Origin of the sequence: Neptunicella sp. (genome assembly GCF_048268085.1) — a bacterium.
Lineage (GTDB): Bacteria > Pseudomonadota > Gammaproteobacteria > Enterobacterales > Alteromonadaceae > Neptunicella.
Map to the genome: position 1 here is coordinate 38,018 of NZ_JBLWWF010000010.1, position 26,436 is coordinate 64,453.

General features: G+C 44.5%; 23 protein-coding genes. 12 read left to right on the top strand and 11 right to left on the bottom strand.

All coding sequences use genetic code 11. From position 1 onward, the window contains the following. Nucleotides 1-76: 76 nt before the first annotated feature. Complete coding sequence (locus tag ACTD55_RS09715; protein ID WP_438864132.1) at nt 77-1,435, bottom strand: M14 family metallopeptidase; 1,359 nt, start codon at nt 1,433-1,435, stop codon at nt 77-79. A gap of 119 nt (nt 1,436-1,554) precedes the next feature. Between ACTD55_RS09715 and ACTD55_RS09720 the strand changes: the two genes are divergently transcribed. Then, nucleotides 1,555-2,601 (top strand): S66 peptidase family protein, encoded by a 1,047-nt coding sequence (locus tag ACTD55_RS09720; RefSeq protein ID WP_438864133.1) that lies wholly within the window; start codon nt 1,555-1,557, stop codon nt 2,599-2,601. Between the two features lie 97 nt (nt 2,602-2,698). On the opposite strand, the gene ACTD55_RS09725 is transcribed toward ACTD55_RS09720, so the two are convergent. Together ACTD55_RS09725 and ACTD55_RS09730 are read right to left on the bottom strand one after the other, a co-directional pair. Further along, nucleotides 2,699-5,803 carry an efflux RND transporter permease subunit gene (locus tag ACTD55_RS09725; protein ID WP_438864134.1) on the bottom strand — a complete coding sequence of 1,035 codons (3,105 nt, stop codon included), beginning with the start codon at nt 5,801-5,803 and terminating at the stop codon, nt 2,699-2,701. A gap of 12 nt (nt 5,804-5,815) precedes the next feature. Further along, nucleotides 5,816-6,868 carry an efflux RND transporter periplasmic adaptor subunit gene (locus tag ACTD55_RS09730; protein ID WP_438864135.1) on the bottom strand — a complete coding sequence of 351 codons (1,053 nt, stop codon included), beginning with the start codon at nt 6,866-6,868 and terminating at the stop codon, nt 5,816-5,818. A gap of 116 nt (nt 6,869-6,984) precedes the next feature. Here ACTD55_RS09730 and ACTD55_RS09735 point away from each other — a divergent pair, with 116 nt between their 5' ends. From ACTD55_RS09735 to ACTD55_RS09750, 4 genes are all read left to right on the top strand, one after another. Then, the gene (locus tag ACTD55_RS09735; protein WP_438864136.1) at nt 6,985-7,608 is read left to right on the top strand and encodes an NUDIX hydrolase; all 624 of its coding nucleotides are present in this window, start codon (nt 6,985-6,987) and stop codon (nt 7,606-7,608) included. 108 nt (nt 7,609-7,716) lie between these two features. After that, complete coding sequence (locus tag ACTD55_RS09740; protein ID WP_438864137.1) at nt 7,717-10,197, top strand: glycoside hydrolase family 9 protein; 2,481 nt, start codon at nt 7,717-7,719, stop codon at nt 10,195-10,197. Nucleotides 10,198-10,283: 86 nt separating this feature from the next. After that, complete coding sequence (locus ACTD55_RS09745) at nt 10,284-10,622, top strand: Dabb family protein (RefSeq protein WP_438864138.1); 339 nt, start codon at nt 10,284-10,286, stop codon at nt 10,620-10,622. A gap of 65 nt (nt 10,623-10,687) precedes the next feature. Beyond that, the gene (locus ACTD55_RS09750; RefSeq protein WP_438864139.1) at nt 10,688-11,440 is read left to right on the top strand and encodes a sulfite exporter TauE/SafE family protein; all 753 of its coding nucleotides are present in this window, start codon (nt 10,688-10,690) and stop codon (nt 11,438-11,440) included. Nucleotides 11,441-11,462: 22 nt separating this feature from the next. On the opposite strand, the gene ACTD55_RS09755 is transcribed toward ACTD55_RS09750, so the two are convergent. Beyond that, a complete protein-coding gene (locus tag ACTD55_RS09755) occupies nt 11,463-12,686 on the bottom strand; it encodes an ABC transporter permease (protein WP_438864140.1) in 1,224 nt (407 codons plus the stop codon). Continuing rightward, nucleotides 12,683-13,378, bottom strand: a complete 696-nt coding sequence (locus ACTD55_RS09760) for an ABC transporter ATP-binding protein (RefSeq protein ID WP_438864141.1) — start codon at nt 13,376-13,378, stop codon at nt 12,683-12,685. The genes ACTD55_RS09755 and ACTD55_RS09760 overlap by 4 nt, the downstream gene beginning before the upstream one ends. Nucleotides 13,379-13,591: 213 nt before the next feature. Between ACTD55_RS09760 and ACTD55_RS09765 the strand changes: the two genes are divergently transcribed. The 5 genes from ACTD55_RS09765 to ACTD55_RS09785 all read left to right on the top strand — a co-directional run bounded on the left by ACTD55_RS09765 (nt 13,592) and on the right by ACTD55_RS09785 (nt 18,116). Next, the gene (locus tag ACTD55_RS09765; RefSeq protein ID WP_438864142.1) at nt 13,592-14,398 is read left to right on the top strand and encodes a substrate-binding periplasmic protein; all 807 of its coding nucleotides are present in this window, start codon (nt 13,592-13,594) and stop codon (nt 14,396-14,398) included. A 284-nt stretch (nt 14,399-14,682) separates the two neighbouring features. Continuing rightward, nucleotides 14,683-15,129: a DoxX family protein gene (locus ACTD55_RS09770; protein ID WP_438864143.1), complete on the top strand. Its 447-nt coding sequence runs from the start codon at nt 14,683-14,685 to the stop codon at nt 15,127-15,129. A 28-nt stretch (nt 15,130-15,157) separates the two neighbouring features. Continuing rightward, nucleotides 15,158-15,853, top strand: a complete 696-nt coding sequence (locus ACTD55_RS09775; protein WP_438864144.1) for a pirin family protein — start codon at nt 15,158-15,160, stop codon at nt 15,851-15,853. Nucleotides 15,854-15,936: 83 nt separating this feature from the next. Then, nucleotides 15,937-16,830, top strand: a complete 894-nt coding sequence (locus ACTD55_RS09780) for a LysR substrate-binding domain-containing protein (protein ID WP_438864145.1) — start codon at nt 15,937-15,939, stop codon at nt 16,828-16,830. Between the two features lie 71 nt (nt 16,831-16,901). Next, the gene (locus ACTD55_RS09785; RefSeq protein ID WP_438864146.1) at nt 16,902-18,116 is read left to right on the top strand and encodes a low temperature requirement protein A; all 1,215 of its coding nucleotides are present in this window, start codon (nt 16,902-16,904) and stop codon (nt 18,114-18,116) included. Nucleotides 18,117-18,152: 36 nt separating this feature from the next. On the opposite strand, the gene ACTD55_RS09790 is transcribed toward ACTD55_RS09785, so the two are convergent. From ACTD55_RS09790 to ACTD55_RS09800, 3 genes are all read right to left on the bottom strand, one after another. Further along, nucleotides 18,153-19,070, bottom strand: a complete 918-nt coding sequence (locus ACTD55_RS09790; RefSeq protein ID WP_438864147.1) for a pirin family protein — start codon at nt 19,068-19,070, stop codon at nt 18,153-18,155. Between the two features lie 26 nt (nt 19,071-19,096). Further along, nucleotides 19,097-20,986 (bottom strand): DNA topoisomerase IV subunit B, encoded by a 1,890-nt coding sequence (gene parE, locus ACTD55_RS09795; RefSeq protein ID WP_438864148.1) that lies wholly within the window; start codon nt 20,984-20,986, stop codon nt 19,097-19,099. A gap of 169 nt (nt 20,987-21,155) precedes the next feature. Further along, on the bottom strand, nt 21,156-21,740 hold the full coding sequence (locus tag ACTD55_RS09800) for a YqiA/YcfP family alpha/beta fold hydrolase (protein WP_438864149.1): 585 nt from the start codon (nt 21,738-21,740) through the stop codon (nt 21,156-21,158). A 65-nt stretch (nt 21,741-21,805) separates the two neighbouring features. Between ACTD55_RS09800 and ACTD55_RS09805 the strand changes: the two genes are divergently transcribed. Continuing rightward, on the top strand, nt 21,806-22,714 hold the full coding sequence (locus tag ACTD55_RS09805; RefSeq protein WP_438864150.1) for a PhzF family phenazine biosynthesis protein: 909 nt from the start codon (nt 21,806-21,808) through the stop codon (nt 22,712-22,714). A gap of 17 nt (nt 22,715-22,731) precedes the next feature. On the opposite strand, the gene ACTD55_RS09810 is transcribed toward ACTD55_RS09805, so the two are convergent. From ACTD55_RS09810 to nudF, 3 genes are read right to left on the bottom strand one after another with little or no spacing between them, the layout of a single operon-like run. Continuing rightward, the gene (locus ACTD55_RS09810; RefSeq protein ID WP_438864151.1) at nt 22,732-23,481 is read right to left on the bottom strand and encodes a metallophosphoesterase; all 750 of its coding nucleotides are present in this window, start codon (nt 23,479-23,481) and stop codon (nt 22,732-22,734) included. A gap of 27 nt (nt 23,482-23,508) precedes the next feature. Next, nucleotides 23,509-23,985, bottom strand: coding sequence for a DUF1249 domain-containing protein (locus ACTD55_RS09815; protein WP_438864152.1), 477 nt, complete (start codon nt 23,983-23,985; stop codon nt 23,509-23,511). Further along, entirely contained in the window at nt 23,969-24,577 is a 609-nt protein-coding gene (nudF, locus tag ACTD55_RS09820; RefSeq protein ID WP_438864216.1) for an ADP-ribose diphosphatase, read from the bottom strand. Before nudF ends, ACTD55_RS09815 begins: the two co-directional genes overlap by 17 nt. A gap of 295 nt (nt 24,578-24,872) precedes the next feature. Between nudF and tolC the strand changes: the two genes are divergently transcribed. Further along, nucleotides 24,873-26,207, top strand: a complete 1,335-nt coding sequence (tolC, locus tag ACTD55_RS09825) for an outer membrane channel protein TolC (protein WP_438864153.1) — start codon at nt 24,873-24,875, stop codon at nt 26,205-26,207. The last annotated feature ends 229 nt before the right edge of the window (nt 26,208-26,436 follow it).

Genomic DNA, 26,436 nt, shown 5'->3' on the forward strand with positions numbered 1-26,436 from the left:
ATTGATAATCTGAGCATCTAATAACAAAAAGCACCTTTTCAGGTGCTTTTTGCTTTCTGGCTGAAATGCATTTTGCTCAGTCTATTTGTACCAACACATTATTCAATAAAACCTGAGCTCGCTGTTGTTTTACCATCCTCAATGCCGAAGGCATCCCTCTGAATGGTTTGTCTGCTTGTGAGGCAGCGCTGAATACCAGCGGGTAATCAGATTGATTACTAACACTGTCACGGGGGCCCGAAAACAAACAATAACCTTGCTTAAGCAACTGCATATAACGCGCATTGGTTAATTTTAATGGCGCATCGGCAGACAACTTGTAAGTTTCACAGCTCTGATACTGCCAACCTGTTGCTTCAATATGGGTAAAAGCCTGAAAGGTTGATAAATCCCCCACTTCATCGACACGCCCAGCAGTTGCACTGCGATTAAGTCTTATTCCCACATCCAGTAAATACTCTTGTGAATGAGTTGTCACCGTTAAATTATTGACAATCACATCCTTAAATGCGCCACCGTTATTAAAGGGAATGGATAAATAGGGATCGGTGGTTTGCTGTTGGTAACTTTGATCAGCAATACTGTTAATTGCGGCATACAACATGGCTAGGTTCACTTTTCTCGCCACTTGACGGTTTGGATCATCAGGATAGGCGCCGGACTCAATCAAAATCGTGCTGATCCCCATTTTTGAAAAGTTATCCCCAAACGCTCGCGGTGAAAAAGTATCGTTATAACGTCCCATATGACCCGGGATAAGTTGATCCCCTACGTCTTTCAGTACGCCGATTAACTGCATGGCGTGACGACGGGATTGATTCACATCTTTAGCCACATTAAAAGCTGGAGCAAGCAACGAGATCGTTGCTGTATTTCCACTATTGCCCGCCGCATAGTAGGCATTCTGATCGTGTAAGTTGAAACCAAAATCAGGCTTAATCGATTGACCAAGCGCCATTAAAATACGCCCTTCCGGACTTTGTAACCGCAGTGCATCACGATTAATGTCAATATCCTGAATATTGTAGCGTTGCGCCAGTTCTGCCCCGTCAGGATTGATCATGGGCACCATATACAGAGTGATTTTATTTTCCCAACGTTGACGCCATTCAGGCCGTTGATGGATCATATTCACTAAATCCAGTACCGCTCCTGTGGCTGTGGGTTCATCACCGTGCATTTGTGACCACATTAATACCCGAGTTTTGCCCTGACCAACCTTCACTTGATAGATTGCTCGGCCTTGCGAGGATTGCCCCAGTTGACTGACTTCCATTTCGGGATAGGATTTAAACTGTTCGATATACGGTACTATATCAGCATGTTTAATCTGCAATTTGTCCAAGCCGGAGACTTGATATTGTTCCACAGATAATGACTGCGAATATGCCTGAAATACCCAAAGACTGGTTAAAACAACAATAATTTTTTTCATTTTTTATTACTAAATAATGTACAATTTGTAATAAATTAACACTCGGTCGATTTTGGCTCAAGCGGTCTGACCCGTTTTGTTGCCATATTGTCGCATTATCACTATAACAGGAGCGCGAAATGGATCGCAGAACCTTTGTCAAAGCCTCTACGTTAGGTATGCTCGTTAGTCAGTCTTCTCTAGTATCAGCCGCCACGGCATCGCACACTTCAACACCATCGGTTTTCCCCAAACGCTTAAAACAAGGTGATACTGTTGCCTTGGTGGCTCCTGCCGGCGCACTGGATCAAAAAGTAGAACTCGATATTGCAATTGAGTCTTTTCAGGCACTTGGTCTAAAAGTCAAAGTCGGTAAACATGTATTAGATCGGGATGGGTATTTTGCCGGTACCGATAAAAACCGGGCGGCAGATATAAATGACGCCTTTGCCGACAAAAACGTCAACGGTATTATTGCCTTGCGCGGGGGCTGGGGCTGTAACCGTATATTGCCCTTTCTAGATTTCGCCACCATCAAAAAAAATCCGAAGGTATTATTGGGCTACAGTGATATTACCACCTTGTTGAACGGGTTATATCAACACACTGGACTGGTCTCCTTCCACGGCCCGGTAGGCATATCTTACTGGGGACAGGATCAAGCGCAGCAAATGCGCAGAATGATTTTTGATGGCGGTAAATTCACCATTGAAAACCAGCCAGATAAAGATCAAAACGCCCTGACCCAGCGCAGAAACCGCATTCAAACTATAAACTCAGGTAGCGCCGAAGGCCGTTTAGTCGGCGGTAACCTTACCGTTTTGACCAGTTTGGTGGGTACACCCTATTTACCCGATATGCAGGGCAAAATTCTGTTCATAGAAGATGTGAGTGAATCGATTTATCGGATTGACCGTTACCTTTCCACTTTGCAGCTGGCCGGTAAACTGGAGCAGTTAGCCGGGATTGCATTTGGCCAGTGTGCTGATTGTAATCCAGAAAAAGGTTACGGTGGCTTTACCTTGCTGCAAATTTTCGAGCACTACTTTAAGCCTCTGGGCATCCCAGCCTTTATGGGTGGTCAATTTGGTCATGTACGGGACAACAATATTCTGCCTTTGGGTGTCAAAGTTAGAATAGATGCCGACAAAGGCAGCTTAACTCTGCTGGAGTCACCGGTAACCTGACCAAGCAGATCACCTAAGTCTGCTTTGCACTAAATTTTTCACCTAAAAAAGCGGCAACCGAGTCAATCGGTTGCCGCTTTTTAATAACCTGAAATCATTAATCTTCGCGGTGTATATCCGGATGTTGAGTTTCCAACTTGTCGAGTTTACGACTAATTTCCTGCGGCGAACCTGTGTGACGACACAGCCAGTAATAAGCGGTTGGAACAATAAACAAGGTCATAAATGTGGCAAATAGTACACCGGCAAATATCACCATACCAATCACCTGACGACTCTCAGCCCCGGGTCCAACGGCTAAGACCAGAGGTAACGCGCTAAATACGGTAGTAAATCCCGTCATCACGATAGGTCGCAGACGTTGTGCCGCTGCCCGTTTTAGTGCCTGTTCAAATTCCACTCCCGCATCGCGTAGCTGGTTCGCAAATTCGACAATTAAAATACCATTTTTAGCCGCCAACCCTATCAGCATCACCAGCCCTATCTGGCTATATATATTAATGGTCATTCCTGACAGATACAGTCCTGCAAACGCGCCCACTAATGCCATTGGTACCGTTAACATAATCACCAACGGATGAATAAAGCTTTCAAACTGGGCAGCCAGTACTAAATAAGTCACGGCCAGTGCCAGAATAAAAATGAATACTATTGAATTACCTGACTCCTGATACAACTGAGACTCACCTTTATAATCCACCGATGCGGTGTCCGGTAACTCGGTTTTTACGATATTGTTCAGATAATCAAGTGCCTGACCTAATGTATAACCTTCAGCCAGGTTGGCACTGATCGTAATACTGCGCATACGGTTATAACGGTTTAATTGCGATGACGTTGCCTGTTCTTTAAAGCTAAGCAAATTATCCAGTGGAATAAGCTTATTGCTGCGATCAGAGCGAACATATAGATTGTTAATACTCTGTGGGCTACGGTAATCATCCTCGGTTCCCTTCATGATGACATAATATTCTTCGCCCCGATCCAAATAGGTAGAAACCCGCCGCTGCCCCAACATCGTTTCCAGTGTACGACCAATATCACCAATTGATACGCCCATGTCAGCGGCCCGGTCGCGGTCAATGTTGACCATTAATTGTGGCCAAGTTTCTTTATAATCGGAATCCAGTCTCAATAGATTCGGATTTTCAGCTGCCTTGTTAAGGATAATATCCCGCCACTTAACCAGTTCTTCATAAGTATTGCCTTGCAGCACAAACTGCACCGGGCGCCCGCCTCCCCCGGATAATCCGCTGCGGCTAAAGGTAAATGCCTGAACATCCGGGATTACCGATAATTTGGCACTCACTTCATCCATTAATTCAAACGTCGATTTCTCGCGATCTTTCCAATCGGCAGTACCGACAATGGCAACACCGGCACTATTTCCCCAGCCTGGGGTACGTATGAGTATTTTTTTAATATCGCCCATATCCAGATAAGGCAGCAAAATGGCTTCAACTTTACGCATGTTCGCTGCGCTACTTTCAAAGCTGGCCCCTTCAGCCCCTTTCACCTGCACGTAAAAATTGCCTCGATCTTCTTTGGGTACAAATTCACTGGGCACCTGATGGCTTAATTGATACAAGGCCAACACGCTCAAAACGATGACCAATAGCGTGATCAATGGCTGATGTATGGTTTTACCGATGGCTGAAAAATAACTGTTTTCAAATCGTTGAAAGTTTCGATCCATCCAGCTGCCTAAACCACTATTACGCTCGGTTTTATGCAACAATCGCGAACACATCATCGGTGACAGGGTTAATGCAGTAAAAGCAGAAAAACCCACTGCGGCGGCAATAGCCAGAGCAAATTCAGTAAATAAACGGCCAATATTTCCCTGCAAAAATACCAGTGGCACAAATACGGAAATAAGTACTAAGGTGGTGGCAATAACCGCAAAACCGACCTGACGAGCGCCCCGATAAGCAGCCAATAATGGTGGTTCACCTTCTTCAATACGGCGATGAATGTTTTCCAGTACCACAATGGCATCATCCACCACTAAGCCGATTGCCAACACCATAGCTAACAGGGTTAACAGGTTGATTGAAAATCCCAGCGCATACATCACAATAAAAGCACCAATTAACGAAACCGGCACCGTTACCGCAGGTATCAAAGTGGCTCGCACATTTCCCAAGAACAGGAAAATGATGATCACGACCAGCGCAATAGCAATCCACAGGGTGTTGTACACTTCATCGATAGAACCTTCGATAAACACCGACGAATCATAACTGGCCACGATAAAGATATTATCTGGCAAGGTTTGTTCAATTTCGGTGATAGCTTTTTTAACTTGCCGTGCCACATCCAGAGTGTTGGCTTTAGATTGTTTAACAATACCCAGCCCCACCATGTTGACGCCTTCACCACGGAATTCGGTTTTATCGTCTTCGGAGCCTAATTCGACTTTGGCCACTTCTCCCAATTTAACCAGATAACCGTCATCCCCTTCTTTAATAGTTAAATCAGAAAAATCTTCTGGCGACAAAAAATTACGCGCGACACGTACTTCAAAATAACGGTCGGTGGATTCGACTTGCCCTGCCGGTAATTCAACATTCTCTGAACGGATCACGTTTTCAATATCCGTCACGGTAATACCGCGAGCAGCCATAGCATTGCGATCGAGCCAGACCTTGACCGCATAACGACGCCCACCGCCAATTTGAACTCGAGCAACCCCATCAACCACCGATAAGCGATCAACCAGATAACGATCTGCATAGTCGGTCAATTCCATTACCGACATGCTATCACTGCGCAAGTTATACCAAACCACCGCTTGCTCGTCGGAATCAGATTTAAACACCTCGGGCGGCTCAGCCTGCTCAGGCAAATTATTCAAGGCGCGGCTGACTCGTTCACGCACATCGTTAGAGGCGGCGTCAATATCCCGGGATAAATCAAACTCAATAGAAATGCTGGAGCGCCCATTACGGCTGCTGGAGGTAATGTTTTTAATCCCGGCAATACCACTAATGCGGTCTTCTAACAGCTGGGTAATACGGGTTTCAATAATATTAGCTGACGCGCCGGGATAATTGGTATTAATCGAGACTATCGGTGGATCAATATCCGGATACTCACGCAAACTCAAATAGCTGATGGCGACAATACCAAAGACCACCAATAGCAAGTTAATAACAATGGCGAAAACAGGGCGTTTTACCGATATATCAGACAAGATCATATCTTCAGCCCCTTATGGCGTTACATTTTTAATGGAGGAACCATCACTAAGACGCAATGAACCTTCCGCGACAATCTGTTCACCGATATCCAAACCTTTAACGATCTGTACCCACCCCGGTTTACGCTCGCCAATCTCGACTTCCTTGCGATGGGCAATATTGTTGCTATCCACCACAAACACATATTGCTTATCCTGAATCGGAATTAAACTGCCTTCCGGCACCATGATTGTATTGAATTTCTTTTCCTGAATATTAATTTGTAACAACATCCCGGGACGCAACAGGTATTCCGGGTTATCCACAATCGCTCGCACCTTAATAGCTCGAGTCACCGGATCAATGCGCGAATCAATACTGCTCACTTTACCGTTGAATATGGTATCGGGATAAGCAATGGATGTGGCTGCTATTTTCTGACCCACTTTAATACTGGCCAAATACTGTTCAGCAATGCTGAAGTCCACTTTGACTTGGTGTAAATCATCCAAAGTGGTAATCATATCCCCAGGTTTGACTAATGCCCCCAGACTCACCTGACGGATCCCCAAACGCCCGGCAAATGGTGCTCTAACTTCCAGTTCGGCCAGTTTAGTATTGGCAACTTCCAGTTGAGCCTTCATGCCTTTTACTTTAGCTTCCTGCTCATCAAGCAGTTGCTCTGATGTCGCATTGCCTTTCGCCAGATTGCTAATACGTTCCAACTGACGTTTAGCTTCTCGCAAATTTATTTGTAATTCATTTACCTTGGCTTTTTCTTCACGGCTATTAAGGGTCAATAATAGCTGTCCAGCCTTAACTAACTGACCATCCTCAAACTGTATATTATCCACCACATCACTGGTTTGGGCGGTTATCATGACCGCTTCATTGGCGATAGCCGTGCCTAAAGCCTCAATAATGATTTCTAGTGGTAACTGCTTAGCGGTATACAACACAACGGGCGACTGCTGCTTTTGATGCTTTTGCTCCTCAACGTCCTTAGGCAAATACAAATAAATAACCACAGCAATTAACAGTGCGGCTGCCAATAAAAGAGGAGTAACTCGAACCTGTTGTGTCATTCAATCAACCTTTCATACAAAATTTATAGGAATATTAGAGCGTAACTGCTTGATTCATTTTCCACCTTAAACTAGCCATCGTTCGACGATTGGGACAGCTAAGATCCGCAGAAATATTGCAATTAAACGTTGTATCAGCTTATAAATTTGACTCTATTATTGTCGCTCAAGACAGAATAAAGTCTAATACACTAATAGCTAACCACCTTACACTGGATAACATTTTGTTTAAATTCGGTTTATCGCGAATATTCGTTACTTCATATTGTTTAATCGGCATATTCTCCTGCTCCGGTGAATATCCAGCCGATCCAGTCTGTCGCGTTAACTCCCAGTATCAGGAAAGTATTCAAGCCAATGCGGGGTGTTTGATTAGAGTTGGTAATCAACTTGTCACTATTGGACATCGTTTATCCGGCAAGCTGGATATTCCCGGTGGCACCCAAACGGGTGCTGAAAGCGCCCAATGTACTGCCCATCGTGAAACCTGGCAGGAAACCGGATTTAATGTGGAAGTGGGTCAATTACTTGGGGTGCAGGAAAACGGTTTTCGTTTTTATCAATGTACTCTGGCTGGGGACTTTACCGGTGAAATAAAACAGTTTCCGGTTCCGGATTGGGCGTCAACTGAAGTCACTGCTATTGAGTTAAAAGATCCTTTCATTACTCGCGATACCGACTGGCGGTATCCCGATGAACTAATTGAAATACGCGGTATGTTTAACCAAATTGAGCCATAAACACGTTAAAAATAACGTAACGAATTTAGATGATACGATAATTTTTAATCCTTCTGGTACATGTTAGCTTTTTGTTAAATCATCCTGTTTAGTATAGAAAAGGCCACCATGTTTATTAACAAACCACTACGTACTTCACTGCTGTTAATCACCGCTGCCTGTTCAGTTGCTGTCAACGCGCAAGCAGCCGAGCTTAAACTTAACGATAAAGACTATTTCGAAACGCCGGGAGTCAATGTACTGGCCTTTAGTAACTGGTATAACGGCTTATTCAGCGACGCCAAAATTAGTGGTATTGAGCTTATTCAGCATGGTGTGCGTACCGCCACTAACGGTGATGTAAGGCTCAATGACACCCCGGAACAATGGGATGCCATACCGCAGTTTATCGAACGTAAAGTGGATCATAAAAGTCAGTCTGTTGAAGCTTTTATGCGCTATCCCGATTACGATTTTAATTATTCAGTTAAAGCGCAAAAATCGGCAGATGGGGTCAAAATTACCGTTAATCTACCTAAAGCCTTACCTAACGCATTAATCGGTAAGGCCGGATTCAATTTTGAGTTTATTCCTGCGGCCTATTTCGAAAAGTCCTTCATTATGGACAATCAAACTGGAGTATTCCCCCTCTACCCCAGTGGACCTAAAGAACAAAATGGCCAGGTGTCACCGGTGGCTTTAGCGTCAGGTAACAATCTGATACTGGCTCCCGAGGATCCAGAACACCGGGTCTCAGTGCAATCCAACATACCTGTAAAGTTATTTGATGGCCGCAACAAAGCGCAAAATGGCTGGTTTGTTGTAAGAAGTTTGATCCCGGCTGACAAAACCGGAACGGTAATCGAATGGCAACTCAACGCCAATGCAATAGACAACTGGCAACGCCAACCGGTTATCGGTCACTCTCAGGTGGGTTATCATCCTAGTCAGCAAAAAGTCGCGGTCATAGAGCTGGATAAGCGCGCTTCAATAACCGACAGTGCACACTTATATCGAGTGTCTGCCACCGGCTCACTGGAATCCGTACTAAGCGCCAAACCGCAAAAATGGGGTAACTATACCCGTTACCAGTATGCCACTTTTGATTTCAGTAACATTCATGCTGAAGGCATTTATCAATTAGAATATGCCGGAGTAAAAACTGCGCCATTCCGGATAGCCAAAGACGTTTACGATAAAGCATGGCACCCTACTCTGGATATGTATTTACCGGTACAAATGGATCATATGTTAATTAATGAGGCTTACCGAGTCTGGCACGGCGCTTCCCATTTGGATGATGCCCTACAAGCACCGGTAAATCATGAGCATTTTGATCTATACGCCCAAGGTCCCACTACCGATACCCAGTACCAACCCGGTGAACACATTCCCGGTTTAAATATTGGCGGCTGGTATGATGCCGGCGATTACGATATTCGTACCCAGACTCAATACGGCACGGTAATGAACTTGGTCAATGTTTGGGAAAGTTTTAAACCCCAACGGGATACCACACTGGTCGATTACGATCGGAAATATGTCGATTTGCATGTACCAGACGGCAAACCGGATCTGTTACAACAAATTGAACACGGAACATTGGCGTTAATAGCCCAGTTTCGCGCAGTAGGGCACGCAATCCACGGCATTATTGTGCCGGATATTTCTCAATATACCCATTTGGGTGATGGCCTGACCATGACCGATAATCTGGTTTACGATGCCAACAAAAGTGAACTGGAATCTGATGGAATACGCAGCGGTAAATTTGACGATCGCTGGGCCTTTACCAGTAAATCGTCAGCGCTTAATTATGGCTCAATTGCCGCATTAAGCGCTGCCAGTCGCGCGTTGACGGGCTATAACGATACACTCGCCAAAGAGTGCCTAAAAACCGCCATCAACGTTTGGCAAGATGAACAATCACATGAACCGGATAGGTATCATCACGGGAACACCACCGGAGGTCCGCTACCGGCAGAACAATTGCGCGCCGCTACAGAATTACTGATCAGTACCGGTGATAACCAATACGCACAGGCCATCAGTAAACTGCTACCAGAAATCGAAAAACACTTTAACTATCATGCCATTCTGGCCGTCCGCGCCATGCCTTATATGGATGACAACTTTAAAGCCAAAATAAAATCACTTACTCAGCAACATCAAAAAGCGTTACTTGAGCTAAGTCAACAAAATCCTTATGGAGTAGAAATTACCGAAGGAGGCTGGGCTGGCAATGGCACTATTATTCGTAACGCCATGACTAATTATTACTTGCATAAGGCATTCCCTGAGATAATCGGCAGCGAACAGGTATTTAAAGGACTCAACTATTTGTATGGCACCCATCCTGACTCGGATATTTCCTTTGTCTCCAATGTCGGTACCCAATCAAAACGAGTCGCCTATGGCATGAACCGTGCGGACTTCTCATTTATTAGCGGTGGTATTGTGCCGGGCGTGTTAATCCTTAAACCGGATTTACCGGAAAATAAGGAAGACTGGCCGTTTTTCTGGGGTGAAAACGAGTATGTGGTCAACTTGGGAGCCAGCTATATCTTTTTAGCCAATGCCGCTAAAGAACTGCTGGATAATCAACAATAAATGGTCAGATAGTTCAACGCAGGGGGGCGAATGTGACATAGAATAATGTGACATTCGCTCTGCTACCATTAAGGTTGGTTAAATTTATGACTGAACAGCACATTATTGAATCAGGTGGCTTTGTTCATACTGTGTTTTTCTGGTTACAGCAGCCAGAAAACGCTGAACATTGTCGTCAGTTTGAACAACATCTGAGCCATTTCATCAATCACTCAGACTATGTAAAAAGTAAACATATTGGCAAAAAATCCACTTCAGAACGCGATGTGGTGGATAGCAGTTACGATTATTGCCTAATTGTCACCTTTAATGATAAAGCCGAGCAAGTACGCTACCAAAATGAACCAGCCCATCTGACTTTTATTCAGGATGCGTCTCATCTGTGGAAACAAGTTAAGGTATACGATTCACAAAGCATTCTGTAAAAAGGTTATCAATTCAGGCAAATTTTTCACATGTTATTGCTTAGGCTCTGCTAGAATCGCCGCCGATGATCGAACTATTCTCCTACACCTTAAGTTACCAAACCCTTGGGCTACTGTTTTTAGTGGCGTTTTTTATTGGTATGGCCAAAACCGGCGTACATGGGATCTCAATGTTTTCCATTCCGCTGCTGGCCGTCATTTTCGGTGGTAAAGCCTCCTCGGGTTTAATGTTGCCCATGTTAATTCTGGCCGATTTATTTGCCGTGCGTTATTACCATCGTCACGCTAATTGGGGGTATTTGGCCAAACTATTCCCTTCGGCGGCGGCGGGGGTGCTGATCGGCACCCTGCTAGGTAATATGATTGATGATCAGCAATTCCGGCTGATTATGGGGGTGATTATTTTTATCAGCCTTGCCATTATGCTTTGGATGGAAAAAGCCAATAAAGAACAGATCCCCGATTATCTATGGTTTGCAATTTTAATGGGAACATTGGGTGGTATCACCACTATGATTGGCAATCTGGCCGGATCGATTATGGCGTTATATTTACTCAGTATGCGCCTGCCCAAAAATGAATATATTGGTACTGCCGCCTGGTTCTTTTTAGCCATCAACCTGTTTAAGGTGCCTTTTCACGTATTCAGCTGGCACACCATTGACTGGAATTCCTTTGCACTGAATCTGATAGGTCTGCCCTTTATCGCATTGGGAGCCTGGGCCGGTATCGTGATCGTGCGCAACATCCCGGATAAACAATATCGCTGGCTGATTTTATTAATGACCGCCATCGCTGCAGTATTTATGGTTGTATAGCCACGATTACGATCTTGGTTGTTTAACTACGAACTTGCATACCATCGTGTAATGTCATGCGATAAGCCCGAAACGCAGGTACCAATCCCAGCACAACTGACGCCACGAAAACTAAAACCAATAACTTCCATTCCGCCAGAGTCAATCCGGTGATCACCAGTTTCATGCCTAGCTGCTGTTGAATAATCGGCAATAAACTCCATTGCGCCACAAAAAATAACAGCACACCAAACACACAACCTAATAAAGCCAGCAAGGCGGTTTCGCCCATCAATAACATAAAAATATGGCGGGGAGCCGCACCGATTGCCCTTAATATTGCCATTTCCCGCTGGCGCTGAGTTAGGTTGGTTAGAATATTGGTTAACATACCAATCAAGCCGGTAACCACCACCAAAATGGCTAATAACATCAACCCCTTTTCCACCATCGACATTAATTGCCACAATTGCTGCAACGCCACCTGCGGTAAAATAGCCAATAAAGGTTCAGGTTTAAATTCATTAATATCGCGCAAAAGCGTCAACAAGGTAAATTTTGATTTTGCTCCTAAATAAAAAGCGCTGATCCCACCATGTTGCTGATGTTCCTGATCACCATGGTGAGACGCCATATCATGCATGTGATCAATGGCTTCGAGATTAACAAATAATCGCTGATCTATTGGCGTGCCGGTACGTTGCAGAATACCGCTAACCATAAAAGGATGCCCCTGATGATGGGAAAAACTGATCTTGGCCACGCCATGACTAAGTACCAGTTCATCGCCTAACTGATAACCCAGTTTTTGCGCCACATCGGCACCTAGCACCAGTTGGTGTTCATTGCTAAAAGAATGTCCCGCAATAAACTCTAGCGGGGTTTTATTGGCATAACGACGGTGTTCAAAATAACTTGGTTCAGTACCCACCACTCGATACCCTTGATGGGAGTCCCCCAAGGAAATCGGTACGGTCCAGGCCACGTCGGCTAATTGCGCAATCTGCTGATAACTTTGCCAGCTAATATTATTGGTGGGATCGCCCATGCCAAATACCGAGTACAGCAACAAATTTAACTGGCCGGTGCGAGCACCAACGATTAAATCAGTATCCGATATGGTTTGAGTAAAACTGGTTTTAATTTGCTGCTGCAACCGCTCCACGCCTAACAACATCATTAGACTAATGGCGATAGACAATAATGTCAGGCTAAGTGTAAAACGCCGATTCAACAGACTTTTCGTGGCTAGAGTGACGATATTCATCGTACTTCTCCACTATTATCCAACACTAAAACCTGTTCAAATTCTTTTTGCAGTTCAGGATCGTGACTGACAAAAATCAGGGTGGACCCCATCTCCTCTACCAATGACAGCAACACTTGCATAAAACTGGCGCAATTTTGTTTATCCAATGCCGAGGTGGGCTCATCGGCAATAATAATCTCCGGGTTGTTATATAAGGCGCGGGCGATGGCGACTCGCTGTTGCTGACCGACACTGAGTTGCCCCACCGGTTGGGAAAATAACCCTTCTGGAATATTAAGCTGTCGCAAGGTGTCCCTGGTTTTTGCCAATAAGACGTCACTGTTTTGCTGATGACTGGCAAACACACCAGCGAGTTGCACGTTTTCCAATACATTTAAATAAGGCAATAAATTGAATTGTTGAAAGACATAACCGATATGTCTGGCTCGAAATTGATCACGTTTGGCAGATGACAACTGCGACATCGGTTGCCCTAATAAGCTAATCTCCCCTTGTTGCGCGATATTGATCCCTGCCAGTAATGACAAGAATGTGGATTTACCAGTGCCACTAGCCCCTTGCACGAACAAGCGGCGCCCCTGCTGCAACGTTAAATGTTCAATACTGATTAACGGTTTGGCTTGTTTGAGTTTACTGGCAGGCCAAGAAAATTCTAGCTGATCAATTTGCAGCGCATAGGCAGGAGACAAAATAGGCAATTCCTTAAAATAGTAAATAGTAACCTAATTAGGTGATCTAGACGATAGGCCTATATGACGCTACCGCGTCCCCCCAATATTAATTCCAGATTGGTTAATCACAACATAAATTGACGGGGCAAATAGTGTTTATCAATAACAATCTGTGTTTATAATAAATCTGACGCATTTCTAAGTAGCATTTTTATTAAAATAAGGTACGACATGGAAAAATCCGTTAGCACGCTATGGCTATTGGGTACTCTTTGTATTTTGTCGTTAAATCACGCATTCGCACAAGACGAAACAACGCTCAGATTTCTCACAGAACACAATCCTCCCGCTGAGTTTTTAAACGAAAAAGGTAGAGCCAGCGGTGTTACCGTAGAGTTAATCCATATTTTACAACAGCGCCTTAACGAGCCCGGTGAAATAAAAATATTACCCTGGGGCCGGGCCATGAAAATAGCCCGGGCAGAAACCGGAATAGCCTTATTCGAGACAGTACGCACCAAAGAACGGGAAAACTGGTTTAAATGGGTGGGGCCATTACAAAGTTATCATATATCGTTATATGGTTTAAAACGACGGATGCAAAACAAACCCTCCATTACAACAGCATCAGATCAATATGTAGCCTGTAGCTATCGCAATTCAGCCATTAATAAGGAAATCGAAAAACTGGGGTTTACACCAGGAAAAAACTTCATTCTCACCAGCAAAGTGGGTGACTGCTTGCAAATGGTATTATTAGGACGGGCCGATGTTACTCCCATCAGTGAAATGATGTTTGGTAAGTTTAAAATACAAGCACAACACGCAGAAGAAGAGCTTATTGCGGTTACCGTTTTAACCGAACGCCAACGTTACTTGGCTTTCTCACTTGACGTGGATGATAAACGTATTGCCCGTTGGCAAAACGCGTTAGAACAATCCTATCTGGATGGCACCATGCGCAGTCTTTACCAAGAGGTCTATCCTGAAACCATTATTCAACGGCTTGAACAGGTAGCCCAACATAAGCTCAATTAACCCTTCTTACTCGGAACCGCTTAATTTGTAATTTTTTAGTCTCCAATCACGGTATGCGGATGTCCCAGTCCGATAAAATCCATTTTTACCATAGCGTTATAGCCATCTTAAGTTTTCATTCTGGCAAGTTTATTAATTCAATTTTTTTGAACTAACAATACAAAATATTCCGATTTTTTGTTTTTATAAATCCACATATAGTTATATCAACAGCGAAAATGCTGAGTTGTTTAACTTAATATTTAATTTAAATAGTTTCACTTAATTTATCGAGGATTTTAAAAATGAACAAACAAGTATTGAATACACTACTCTCCACCGATGCCAGACTCGCTCCGTTGGTATTGCGAATTCCAGTTGGAGTAACTTTTATTGCCCATGGCGCACAAAAATTATTTGCAGCCTTCGGTGGTTATGGATTGGAGGGAACCGGTCAGTGGATGAGCTCAATCGGGCTAGAACCCGGATACCTGATGGCGTTACTTGCCGGAAGTGCTGAGTTTTTCGGTGGGATCCTGCTACTAATTGGATTACTTACCCGTCCAACCGCTCTGGTATTAGCCATTACCATGCTGGTAGCGATTTTCAGTGTGCATATCCAAAATGGTTTATTTATGGCGAACAACGGTTATGAGTTTGCTTTAGCATTACTGGCCGCCACACTGTCGTTGCTCTTTTCGGGTGCTGGTAAAGTCGCTGTGGATAACGTTATCACCAAAAAAATAGCGTAATCCATAGGTAAGTTAACAGGAGAAAATGATGATTGAAATAAGACCAGCAAGCGAACGCGGAAAAGTCAATTTTGGTTGGCTGGATAGCCGACATACCTTTTCCTTCGGTTCTTACTATGATCCTAAACACATGGGTTACTCGGCACTGCGTGTAATCAATGATGACACTGTGCTACCTAGTGAGGGGTTTGGTACCCATGGACACCGGGATATGGAAATTATCACCTTTGTCACTCAGGGGGTGATCGAACATAAGGATAGTATGGGTAATGTCCAGCGTTTACCTAAAGGCGAGTTTCAGCTGATGTCTGCCGGTACAGGGATCACTCATAGTGAATACAATGGCTCAGAGACTGACACACTTAAATTTCTGCAAATATGGATTGAGCCGGATACCACTGGCGGCATACCAGGATATCAGCAAAAAGACTTTGGCCAGACACAAGGTTTGACCACGGTTATTACCCCAACCGGTGACAATGGTACGCTTAAAATTAAACAGCAGGCGACGGTCAGCCAGTTGTATCTTAACCCAGGTACCCAGCAGACGTTGAGTATTGCCGATAACCGCAAGATTTATATCCATGTGGTGGACGGGCAAGCGCAGCTTGAAGGCCAAACGATTGACGCCGGTGACGGAGTCAAGATTGCGGAGCTAACGCAATTAGCCTTGCACAATAACAGCGAGCAAAGGCTAGTCGCGTTAGTGTTTGATTTGCCTTGATATAAACGTTTAAAGTGGGTTATTGCCCTAATGATTAGAGTTAACCGGTAATAACCCATTTTTATTGAAGGACTGAAGTCAACATGCGCCATGCCATTACTCTAGATGCCATTAGAGTACTAGAAATGATTCATCAAAAAGGCAGCTTTGCTGCCGCAGCAGAGGCATTATTTAAGGTCCCCTCCGCTATTACCTACACCATGCAAAAGCTGGAAGCCGACCTTGGTGTGGTAATATTTGATCGCAGTGCAAAACGTGCAGTGCTCACCCCGGCTGGCAAACTGGTACTGGAAGAAGGCAGCGCCTTATTACAGGCATCAAACCGTTTGGAAGAAAAAGTTCACCAACTGGAATCCGGCTGGGAAGCCTCATTAATCATCGCTAAAGACACCATTGTTCCTGATAAGCAATTATTCGATATTATCGGACGTTTTTGTGAACTGGATAAACAAGTTGAAATCACCGTTGTTGAAGAAGTCCTTGGTGGAGGTTGGGATGCCTTGCATACCAAACGTGCCGATATTGCTATTGGTTTAACCGGTGAACTTCCCAAGGGACAATTTAACGTCCATCCCATGGGAGAGGTAGAGTTTGTCTTTGCCGTTGCCAGCGATCATCCACTGGCCAACTTTATTGGATTAATTGAGCCCCAGCATATCAAGCAATATCCCGGTATTGTCGTGGCCGATAGCTCGCGAACCTTACCGGGTCGCTCGTCAGGGATTTTTGATAGTAAACAATCGATCCGGGTGGGCAGTATGCAAAGTAAAATTCAAGCCCAACTCCAAGGTGTGGGAGTCGGTTTTTTGCCTTTGCATATGATAAAAAACCACTTGGCCGAAGGTCAATTAATTGCTAAAGCCTGTACCATTCCTCGCCCCAACATTCCCGTTTATTTGGCCGCTGAGAAAAGTAAGCAAGGCAAGGCGTTGACCTGGTTTTGTCAACAATTGGCACAACAACCATGGTTTGTTTAAATCTAATAAAAAAGCGATTTACTCAGCCTGCTAATCCACTTAGCCGACTGGATAGATCAAGGATATAGCTTATGAATCTAAAATCGTCATCAACTCACAATGCCACCATATCCATTCAGCGATTGTTTAAAATCAGACTCAGTGCCATGACCCCACGGGATATGCAAGAGGATCATCGAGTAGCGACACCTCTGGAACTGTTATTTGACTTGGTCTCTGTTATTGCAATTGCTGCAGCTGCAGTCGGGTTACACCATGCGCTGGCCGAGGCTCATTATTTGCAGGGTATTGTACAATACTGCGCAGCCTTTTTTGCCATTTGGTGGGCGTGGATGAACTACACCTGGTTCGCTTCCGCTTATGATAACGATGACACGCTATTCAGATTACTCACCATTGTCATTATGGCCGGAGCATTAACCATGTCCGCTGGTATCCCGGACTTTTTTGCCTCCATGGATTTAGGGTTGATTGTAATTGGATACGTCATTATGCGACTGGCAATGGTTGTTATGTGGTTAAGAGCCTCAATCAACGATGCGGCACGACGTAAAACAACATTGAGTTATGCCATTGGAATCACGGTGGTACAGCTTTATTGGGTCGGTTTATATCTGGCACATTTTTCATCCTTTGGCTTGTTTTTTGGCGGTTTTGGATTAGGTATCATTCTGGAACTGTTGGTTCCCGCTTTAACTGAGCGCCATGGGACAACGCCCTGGCACCGTCATCACATCATCGAACGTTATGGCTTACTCAACATTATTGTACTGGGCGAGACCTTATTAGCGGGGTCTTTAGCCCTTAACCAACTCAATTCAAGTGAGTTTACTATGGCGTTTATCCAGCTCGCCATATCGTCATTGGTAATTGTTTTTTCCCTCTGGTGGCTATACTTTTCCAGAGAAGAACAGTTAAAACATAAACAATTAAAAATGGCGCTAATCTGGGGCTATGGACATCTGATCATCTATTTGGCGGGAGCCGCTGTTGGTGCCAGTTTTGCCTTACTGGTAGACATAATGGCCGGCCACACGTCCACACCGCTATGGGTAGGTCATTATGCTGTGGCTATTCCCATCGCCATTTATTTAGTCGGACTCTGGTTTGTCAGGGATCGCTACGTATTAAGCGCCAGTGCCAAATCAGTTTTACCGGTATTTGCCTTGTTTATTTTGTTGATACCGCTGGCAATGGATTTGCCAGGCATCGCCATATTGCTGATCTGTTGTGTGTATCTGCGCAGTCATCTGGTATGTAAAACGACAATACCAGGCGAACATTAACAGGTTAAATTGACAGGCCTATCAAGCGCTTGTTAATCAATTGGCTGGTAGAGGAATATATTCCTGCTCGTCATCAACAACTTTGGGAAAATGTCCCTCCTTCCAGTCCTGTTTTGCTTGGGTAATACGTTCTTTACGGCTGGAAATAAAATTCCACTCAATATAGCGTTTATTCATTTTTTCTCCACCGATCAAGGCAATCCTGGCCTCTTTTGTGGCTTCGATGGTTACCCCCTCTGCCGCAGACAAAATAACCATGGAAAATTCCGGGATCAGGCGATCTTTAATTTTTAGTTCGCCTTTAGCAACATATATGGCGCGCTCTTCACTGTTAGGTAATATTAATGTTTGTCCCGCTTGCAAATGAGCTTCTACATACAAAGTTTCGGCATAGGTGAGTACCGGTGACGTCACCCCGTAAGCCGACCCCATTAATACTCTAAGTGGCACACCATTAACTGTTGTGACCGGAATACTGTCTGCTGGATAGTGATAAAAAGCAGGATCGATTTCTTCATCTTTTTCGGGTAAGGCTAACCATAATTGCAGACCGTGCAATACATGATCAACCTGGTTTACTTCAGGACGTTCCCGCTCGGAATGGGTAATTCCCCGCCCTGCCACCATTAAATTAATATCTCCGGGGGTTATCGTGGCACAGTTACCAAGCGAATCCCGATGCAATATCTCGCCTTCAAATAAATACGTCACTGTGGCTAAATTGATATGTGGATGAGGTCGTACATTAATTCCCGAACCAGCCGGAAAGTGCGCAGGTCCCATATGGTCAAAGAAAATCCACGGCCCCACCATTTTACGCTCTTTAGTCGGTAACGTGCGGCGTACTGAAAACTCACCTAAGTCTTTAGCTCTTGGCTGAATAATAATATCAATCGCATCACAGCCTTGATCGAGGTCACAATCCAATTCGGTCTCAGATGTTGGTAGACTCATGATTTTTTGTTCCTTGTGACAGGCAATCAAACCAATTCAACCATATTGCCTTTGTTTTCCAGCCATTCTTTACGGTCGGGAGAACGTTTTTTGGACAATAACATGTCCATTAATTCCATCATATGCACACTGTCATCAATGGTTAACTGTACCAGACGCCGAGTATTAGGATCCATCGTGGTTTCACGCAATTGCAGAGGATTCATTTCGCCCAGACCTTTAAAACGCTGCACGTTAACTTTACCGCGTTTTTTCTCGGCTTCTATTCTGTCCAAAATTCCCTGCTTTTCACTTTCATCCAGTGCGTAATAAACTTCCTTACCTACGTCGATACGGAATAAAGGGGGCATGGCGACATACACATGACCTTGTTCCACCAACGTACGGAAATGGCGCACAAACAAGGCACAGAGTAAGGTCGCGATATGCAGACCATCAGAGTCGGCATCGGCCAGAATACAGATTTTACCGTAACGTAAGTCAGTCAAATCGGTGGAATCAGGATCAATACCCAATGCCACGGAAATATCGTGAATTTCCTGCGAAGCCAGCACTTGTGAGGAATCAACCTCCCAGCTGTTCAGGATTTTACCGCGCAGCGGCATAATGGCCTGAAAATCCCTATCACGGGCTTGTTTGGCCGAACCACCGGCCGAATCCCCTTCCACTAAAAATAATTCCGAGCGGCTGGTATCCTGAGTCGAGCAATCGGTTAACTTGCCGGGTAAAGCTGGGCCTTGAGTGACTTTCTTACGCGCCACCTTTTTGCTTTGACGCAAACGCTTTTGCGCATTGGCAATACACATTTCAGCCAATTGTTCAGCGACATCGGTGTGTTCGTTTAACCATAAACTAAAAGCGTCTTTCACCACACCAGAGACGAAGGCGGCCGCCTGACGGGATGACAAACGCTCTTTAGTTTGCCCGGCAAACTGCGGGTCCTGCATTTTAGTTGAGAGAATATAACAGCAGCGATCCCAAATATCTTCGGGACTGAGCTTAATACCCCGCGGTACCAAATTACGGAATTCACAAAATTCACGCATCGCTTCCAACAAGCCCTGACGCAACCCGTTAACATGGGTACCGCCTTGTACGGTGGGGATCAAGTTGACATAACTTTCGGTAACCATTTCGCCGCCTTCAGGCAGCCACATTACCGCCCAGTCAGCAGCTTCATTAGACGCATTGATGGCGCCCACAAAAGGTTCTTTTTCAGGTAAACAAACAAATTCCTGAACCGATTGATACAAATAATCTTTTAAGCCATCTTCAAAGTACCATTCCTGGGTACCGCCATTAACTTTGTCATCAAAACGAATACGTAAACCCGGACATAATACCGCTTTGGCACGTAACACATGGAGTAATTTAGCCACCGAAAATTTGGCCGAATCAAAATATTTGGGATCGGGCCAAAAGTGCACACGGGTACCGGTATTGCGCTTGCCACAGGTATCAATAATGGCCAATTCTTCGACTTTATCGCCATTTTCAAACGCGATTTGGTAAACATTGCCATCGCGACGGATTGTCACCTCAACCCGGGTCGATAACGCGTTAACCACCGAAATACCCACCCCGTGTAGACCACCGGAGAACTGATAGTTTTTATTTGAAAACTTACCGCCGGCATGTAATTTACACAGAATCAATTCCACCCCGGAGACGCCTTCTTCAGGATGTATATCCACCGGCATACCACGACCATCATCAATCACTTCAATCGATTGATCTGCATGCAAAATGACCTTAATGCTACTTGCATGACCGGCTAACGCTTCATCGACACTGTTGTCGATCACTTCCTGACTTAAGTGATTAGGCCGCGTGGTATCGGTATACATGCCGGGGCGGCGTTTGACTGGTTCTAAACCATTGAGGACTTCAATCGATTCAGCATTATATTGAGACATAGGTGCGCACTACTCTTATTTATTAGATGGAAAAATATTGGCCGTCGCCATCTTTCTTTTATCTTTTATATCACATTGTTTTTACGCCAAATCGGTGTTGGAAACAACCGGTGTGAACTAAAAAAACACCGGTTGCTGATCTAACCAGCAAAAAGCCGGATAGCCCCCACTATATTTCTGATTCGAGAAGGAACCGAGCTATCTCTGGCAAATGTTTGTCAAATCCCACAAAGCTATGATCACCGCCCTGCTCTATGGTCAATTTGCTGGACTGATATTTTTCAGCGGCCTGACGGTAATCCAGTGTTTCATCACCGGTTTGTAATAATGTCCATAAATTTTCCGGCCGTTTTAACAACTCACAGTCGGCGGTTTTAAGATCCTGCATATGCTGTGCATTTAAACGAAATATCTCGCCGGTATACGGCTGCACTAATTCTTCGTCCATATTTCGCAACAGTTCGTATGGTTTTACCGCTGGATTGATCATCACCGCTCGTCCGCCATACTTCTCGGCCAGATAAGTGACCAAATATCCGCCAAGCGAACTACCGATAAAGCCCAATTGCCAACCAGCGTATTGTTGCAGCAAGTTTTCCAGTTGTTCAATTGCCGCTTTGGGATAACAGGGTAACTGCGGTGTAGCGAGTCGAACAGCGGGATAATGCTGGGCAAAAAACTGACGGGTGGCTAAAGCTTTGATTGATTGAGGGGAACTCTGAAAACCGTGACAGTACAAAATAAAGTGTGGCATATTGTCGGCTACATCCTTGATTATCTTAATTTTATTAAATTGGTTACAACAGGCAGGAATTCAACATGGAATATAGATTTTATACCACCGATGTATTTACCCATAAACCCTTTAATGGGGCCAGAATTCCTGTTTTTCCACAAGCAGACGGACTCAGTGCTGAAAAAATGCAGCTGATTGCCAATGAAAATAATGCTTCTGATACGGTTTTTATCCTCAATGATGATGAAAAAAACAGTAAAAAAATACGTATCTTTAATGCGGCTAAAAAAGAACTTAAGCCAGCGACCCATACGTTAATTGCGGCTTCCAAGGTACTTACTTCCTTAAAAATGTTACCGCTAGATTCTCACACTCCGCTATTTTTCAAAAACGATCAAAACGTGTCGCAAGTCTATGTCACCAATGACAATGGCGAGCCAGGGTTAATCATTCAGTCTCAACAAACCCGCGCCCTGATTGATCACTTTGTACCAACACGGGAAGAGTTAGCGTCGATGTTGTCATTAATTCCTGCCGATATTGGTTTTGATCAACATCAACCGTTAATCGTGTCTTGTGATATTCCATACCTGATTGTTCCAATCAAATCCTACAATGCGGTGCGGGCGGCCAGATTTGATATGAACGCATGGAGTCATTCATCGGCACCGGCCTCCATTGCTCACGGAATTTTGCTGTTTTCAAATAATACCGATAACAACGAAGCCGATTTCCATGTTCGCCTAGTCGGACCGGATATTGCCAGCCACGAAGATCCCCCCGTCGCACCGGTAATGGCTCAATTTGCTAATTATCTATGTCAAAACCCGAATACCAAACGGGGGACTCATATTTTCTCGGTACAACGAGGAGCCAACGATCAACGCCAAAGTATGTTATCAATCGAAATGGATAATAAAGAAGATACTCAACTCACCATACGTATCGGTGGCTCAGCGGTAATCACCAGCGAATCCACCTTATTGGTATAGGTATAACAACAATAGAGTCAGGCAGGTAGTCGATAGACCTGCGACTCTATCGTCCCCTGATCAAAACAGCGTAATAGTCTAAATCCCGGTTGCTGGTGACTTAAACCAAATTCGGCATTATCTCCCCACTGCCAGCAAGTTGATGGACAGGCCCAAAAGTCACACTGCCGCAGCTGATGGTGTACATCTCGATGAATATGCCCATACACCACGGCTTTTATGGCGGGTAATGTTGCAATATGATCGACAAAAGTCTGGCGATTGGTCCACTGGTGTTTGTCCATCCAGCCATCCACGGCAATTGGATGATGATGCACTGCCACAATATGATGCTGTGCCGCGTGTTGATGAACCCGTTTAGTCAACAGTTCCAATTGCTGGGTTGAAACATAGCCTAACGTACCTTTGGCCTGACTGTTTAAACCATGCAATTTCCAGCTACCATATTCGGCCGGGGTTAAATCCAATAACTGTTCAGCCGGAAAAATACCTTGCATCAACGCTCGATCATCATGATTCCCGGCAATCATATGCACCGGCAAAGTACCGACTGTCGACAGCAGTTGCTGTAAATGTCGATAACTTTGCCGAGAATAATCACCACTAATATCGCCACTAATTAGCAGGACATCTGGCCGATGAGTGACCACCAGCTCCAATACCCGTTGCAATGAATGATAAGGGGCAATATCGGCGTAACCGGTTTTATCCTGCTCGGCAAATAAATGACAATCGGAGATCTGGGCGATTAATAATGGTGAGGACATCTACGGTTTTTAATATCGTGAATACGGTTAATTACGCTTTTGTAATGCGGTTCGACTGGCAATATGTTGCTGACAAAATGCTAACCATTCAGTTAAGAATAAATTAACCATTTCTTTTTCATTACGCTGGTGCATTTGCGGATTGGGGTAAGAATAACTGCCTTGAGCCGCGCTGACATGCTGGCTTTTCATCACCTCAGCCATCTTCACATCGTGATAAAGTCGTACCTGCATGCGTGGCTGAATATAATCCGGTAACCCCACATGGATCTGCTCCACTTCGATAGTTGTGGTGTACGGGCAACATTCGATAATTTTTACCGCATAGGAGACATCTTTGCCATTATCAAATCGATATTTAAGCGAATCATCATCACACTCGGGGATGAGTTTAATCAGACGTGCGTAATTAACATCACAAGTCGCCTGCAAGCGCGATAAATTAGGAACGTATTTTCCCCGTTTACGCGATTCAGACAATTTACTGTTAAGACCATTGTTCAATGAGTTTACCTTTATTTAGTGCCAACCACTGCAATGCAATAACCGTGGAGGCATTATCAATTTTACCTTGTTCCAATAATTCATACGCCGTGGATAATGGCACACGATGTACTAGTATATCTTCATTTTCTTCATCCAGCCCGTGGATCCCACCAGCATATTGCGCATCCACTTCGGCAATATAAATATGCAAACGTTCCGTAGTACCGCCAGGACTGGATAAATAACTTAACGCTTTATGTATGCGCCCCAGTTCAAGCCCGGCTTCTTCTTGTGCTTCTCGGCGACACACATCCAAGGCTTCTTCGCCCGGCTCAATCATACCGGCAATACATTCCAGCAACCACGGACTATTGTCGCTTTGCATGGCGCCAATACGTAACTGTTCAATTAAAATTAACTCATTACGCTTAACGTCATAAGGCAATACGGCCACCGCATCACTACGTTGATATATTTCGCGGGCGACTTCATTACTCCAACCACCGGCAAATAAACGATGTTTAAAGCGATATTCATCTAATTTAAAGAAGCCCTGATACACCGACCGTTTGCCGATTAATTCAATGTCTTGATGGTTAAAATTAAACATTATCGGTTTTACGTCTGACAAAATAACTCCCCAATGAGCAGATAATTAACCTAAAGATAAACGCTAATAGCTTACATTGTTTTGACTCAAATAGTATTATCAACCCGCAACTAGGATTGGGAATGATTGATATGCTAGGTAATTTATTAACCAACATATCCTGTTACACTTAGATACGCTGTGTTACGACAAACTACTTACACTTAGCGGTTGATTTTCATAGACTTTAACCGCATATAAAACCAAACTCTAGAAATTGCACTAGCCGCAAAAAATGAAAAACAAAGGAACACACATGAAAAAAACCATACTGTCAGTGCTGGTGGGCTTTAGCGTGGCCTCCCAAGCTTTTGCAGATGACCTCTACCAGGTATATCAGCAAGCATTACAAAATGATCCAGCAACACTCAAAGCTCAAGCCAGTAAAGATGCTGCCTTCAAATCAATTGATGTTAGCCGTGCCAGTCTGTTACCACAGATTTCTCTAGGTTTATCGGCTAGTCGCTCTGATGGTGACGCCAATAGCCGAGCTAATGGTGCCACTTTAAACCTGAATCAGTCACTTTATAATGCCGCCAATTATGCTCGGCTAGATCGTTCCGAGCTAGTTGCTAGCCAAGCCGATGCCTATTTTGCTGTGGCAAAGCAAGATTTAATTGTGCGCACCGTTAGCAATTATTTCAGCGTTTTACAAGCACAAGACGATTTGGAATTTGCCCAAGCTGAAAAACGCGCCATTGAGCGTCAGTTAGAGCAAACTTCACAGCGTTTTGCGGTGGGCTTAACCGCCAAAACCGACGTACACGAAGCTCAAGCGTTATTTGATAACGCGGTCGCATCAGAAATTAGCGCTCGTAATGCAGTTGAAATTCAACTCGAAGGATTGCGTGAAATTACCGGTGCATACCATCGCGACTTGCTGGTACTTGATACTCAGCGCTTCAGTGCCGGTGATCCCGCCCCGACTAATGTTCAAGACTGGTTAAGTCTGGCTGACAACAACAATACCCAGTTACTAGCCGCCAATATTGCAGTGGATATCGCCAAAGAAGATATTGATTTGGCTAAAACCGGTCACTACCCAGATCTAAGCCTGACAGCACGTGCCAGTTCAACTAAAAACGTTAACAATAATACCAACCTTCAGTTGAACGACATTAATTCCAATAACCGATATAACTCAACGTATATTGGCCTTAATCTAAATATCCCCATTTATGCCGGTGGTGGTACCGAAGCCGCGGTCGATGTTGCTCGTGAAAACTTTATTGCCGATAGTCAGGAGCGTGAACGTATTCACCGCACCGTGGTACGTAATGTGCGTTCCAACTTTTATGATGTCACCGCCTCTATTTCGCGCATCAAAGCTCTGCAACAAGCCGTACTGTCTGCAGAAAGCGCATTAAGCGCCACAGAAGCAGGATTTGATGTCGGTACTCGTACCATTGTTGATGTATTAAACAGTACTCGTAACCTGTACGATGCCAAACGTAATCTGGCCCGTGCCCGTTACGGTTATATTATCAGTAACATCAGTCTGAAATTAGCCGCAGGTACGCTAAGCGAACAAGATGTCATGGATATTAACCGTGGCTTGACTGAAGCAACTCAGGCAAGCAGCAAAAGCTAATAATCGGATTCGTTTTTAGCAAAATAAAATGCCGTTCAAATGAACGGCATTTTTTTATTTGAGGGATAGAGCTTCGAGCCACGAGCTAAACTCTGGTTCCCCGCCTTCGCGGGGATGACCAAACTGACTGGCTAAAAACCATCCTCACGCGCAGCCTCTAAGTGCGCAAAGAGAAAACCATATTGACCACAGAGACACGGAGTTCACAGAGAAATACATTTAATCAGCA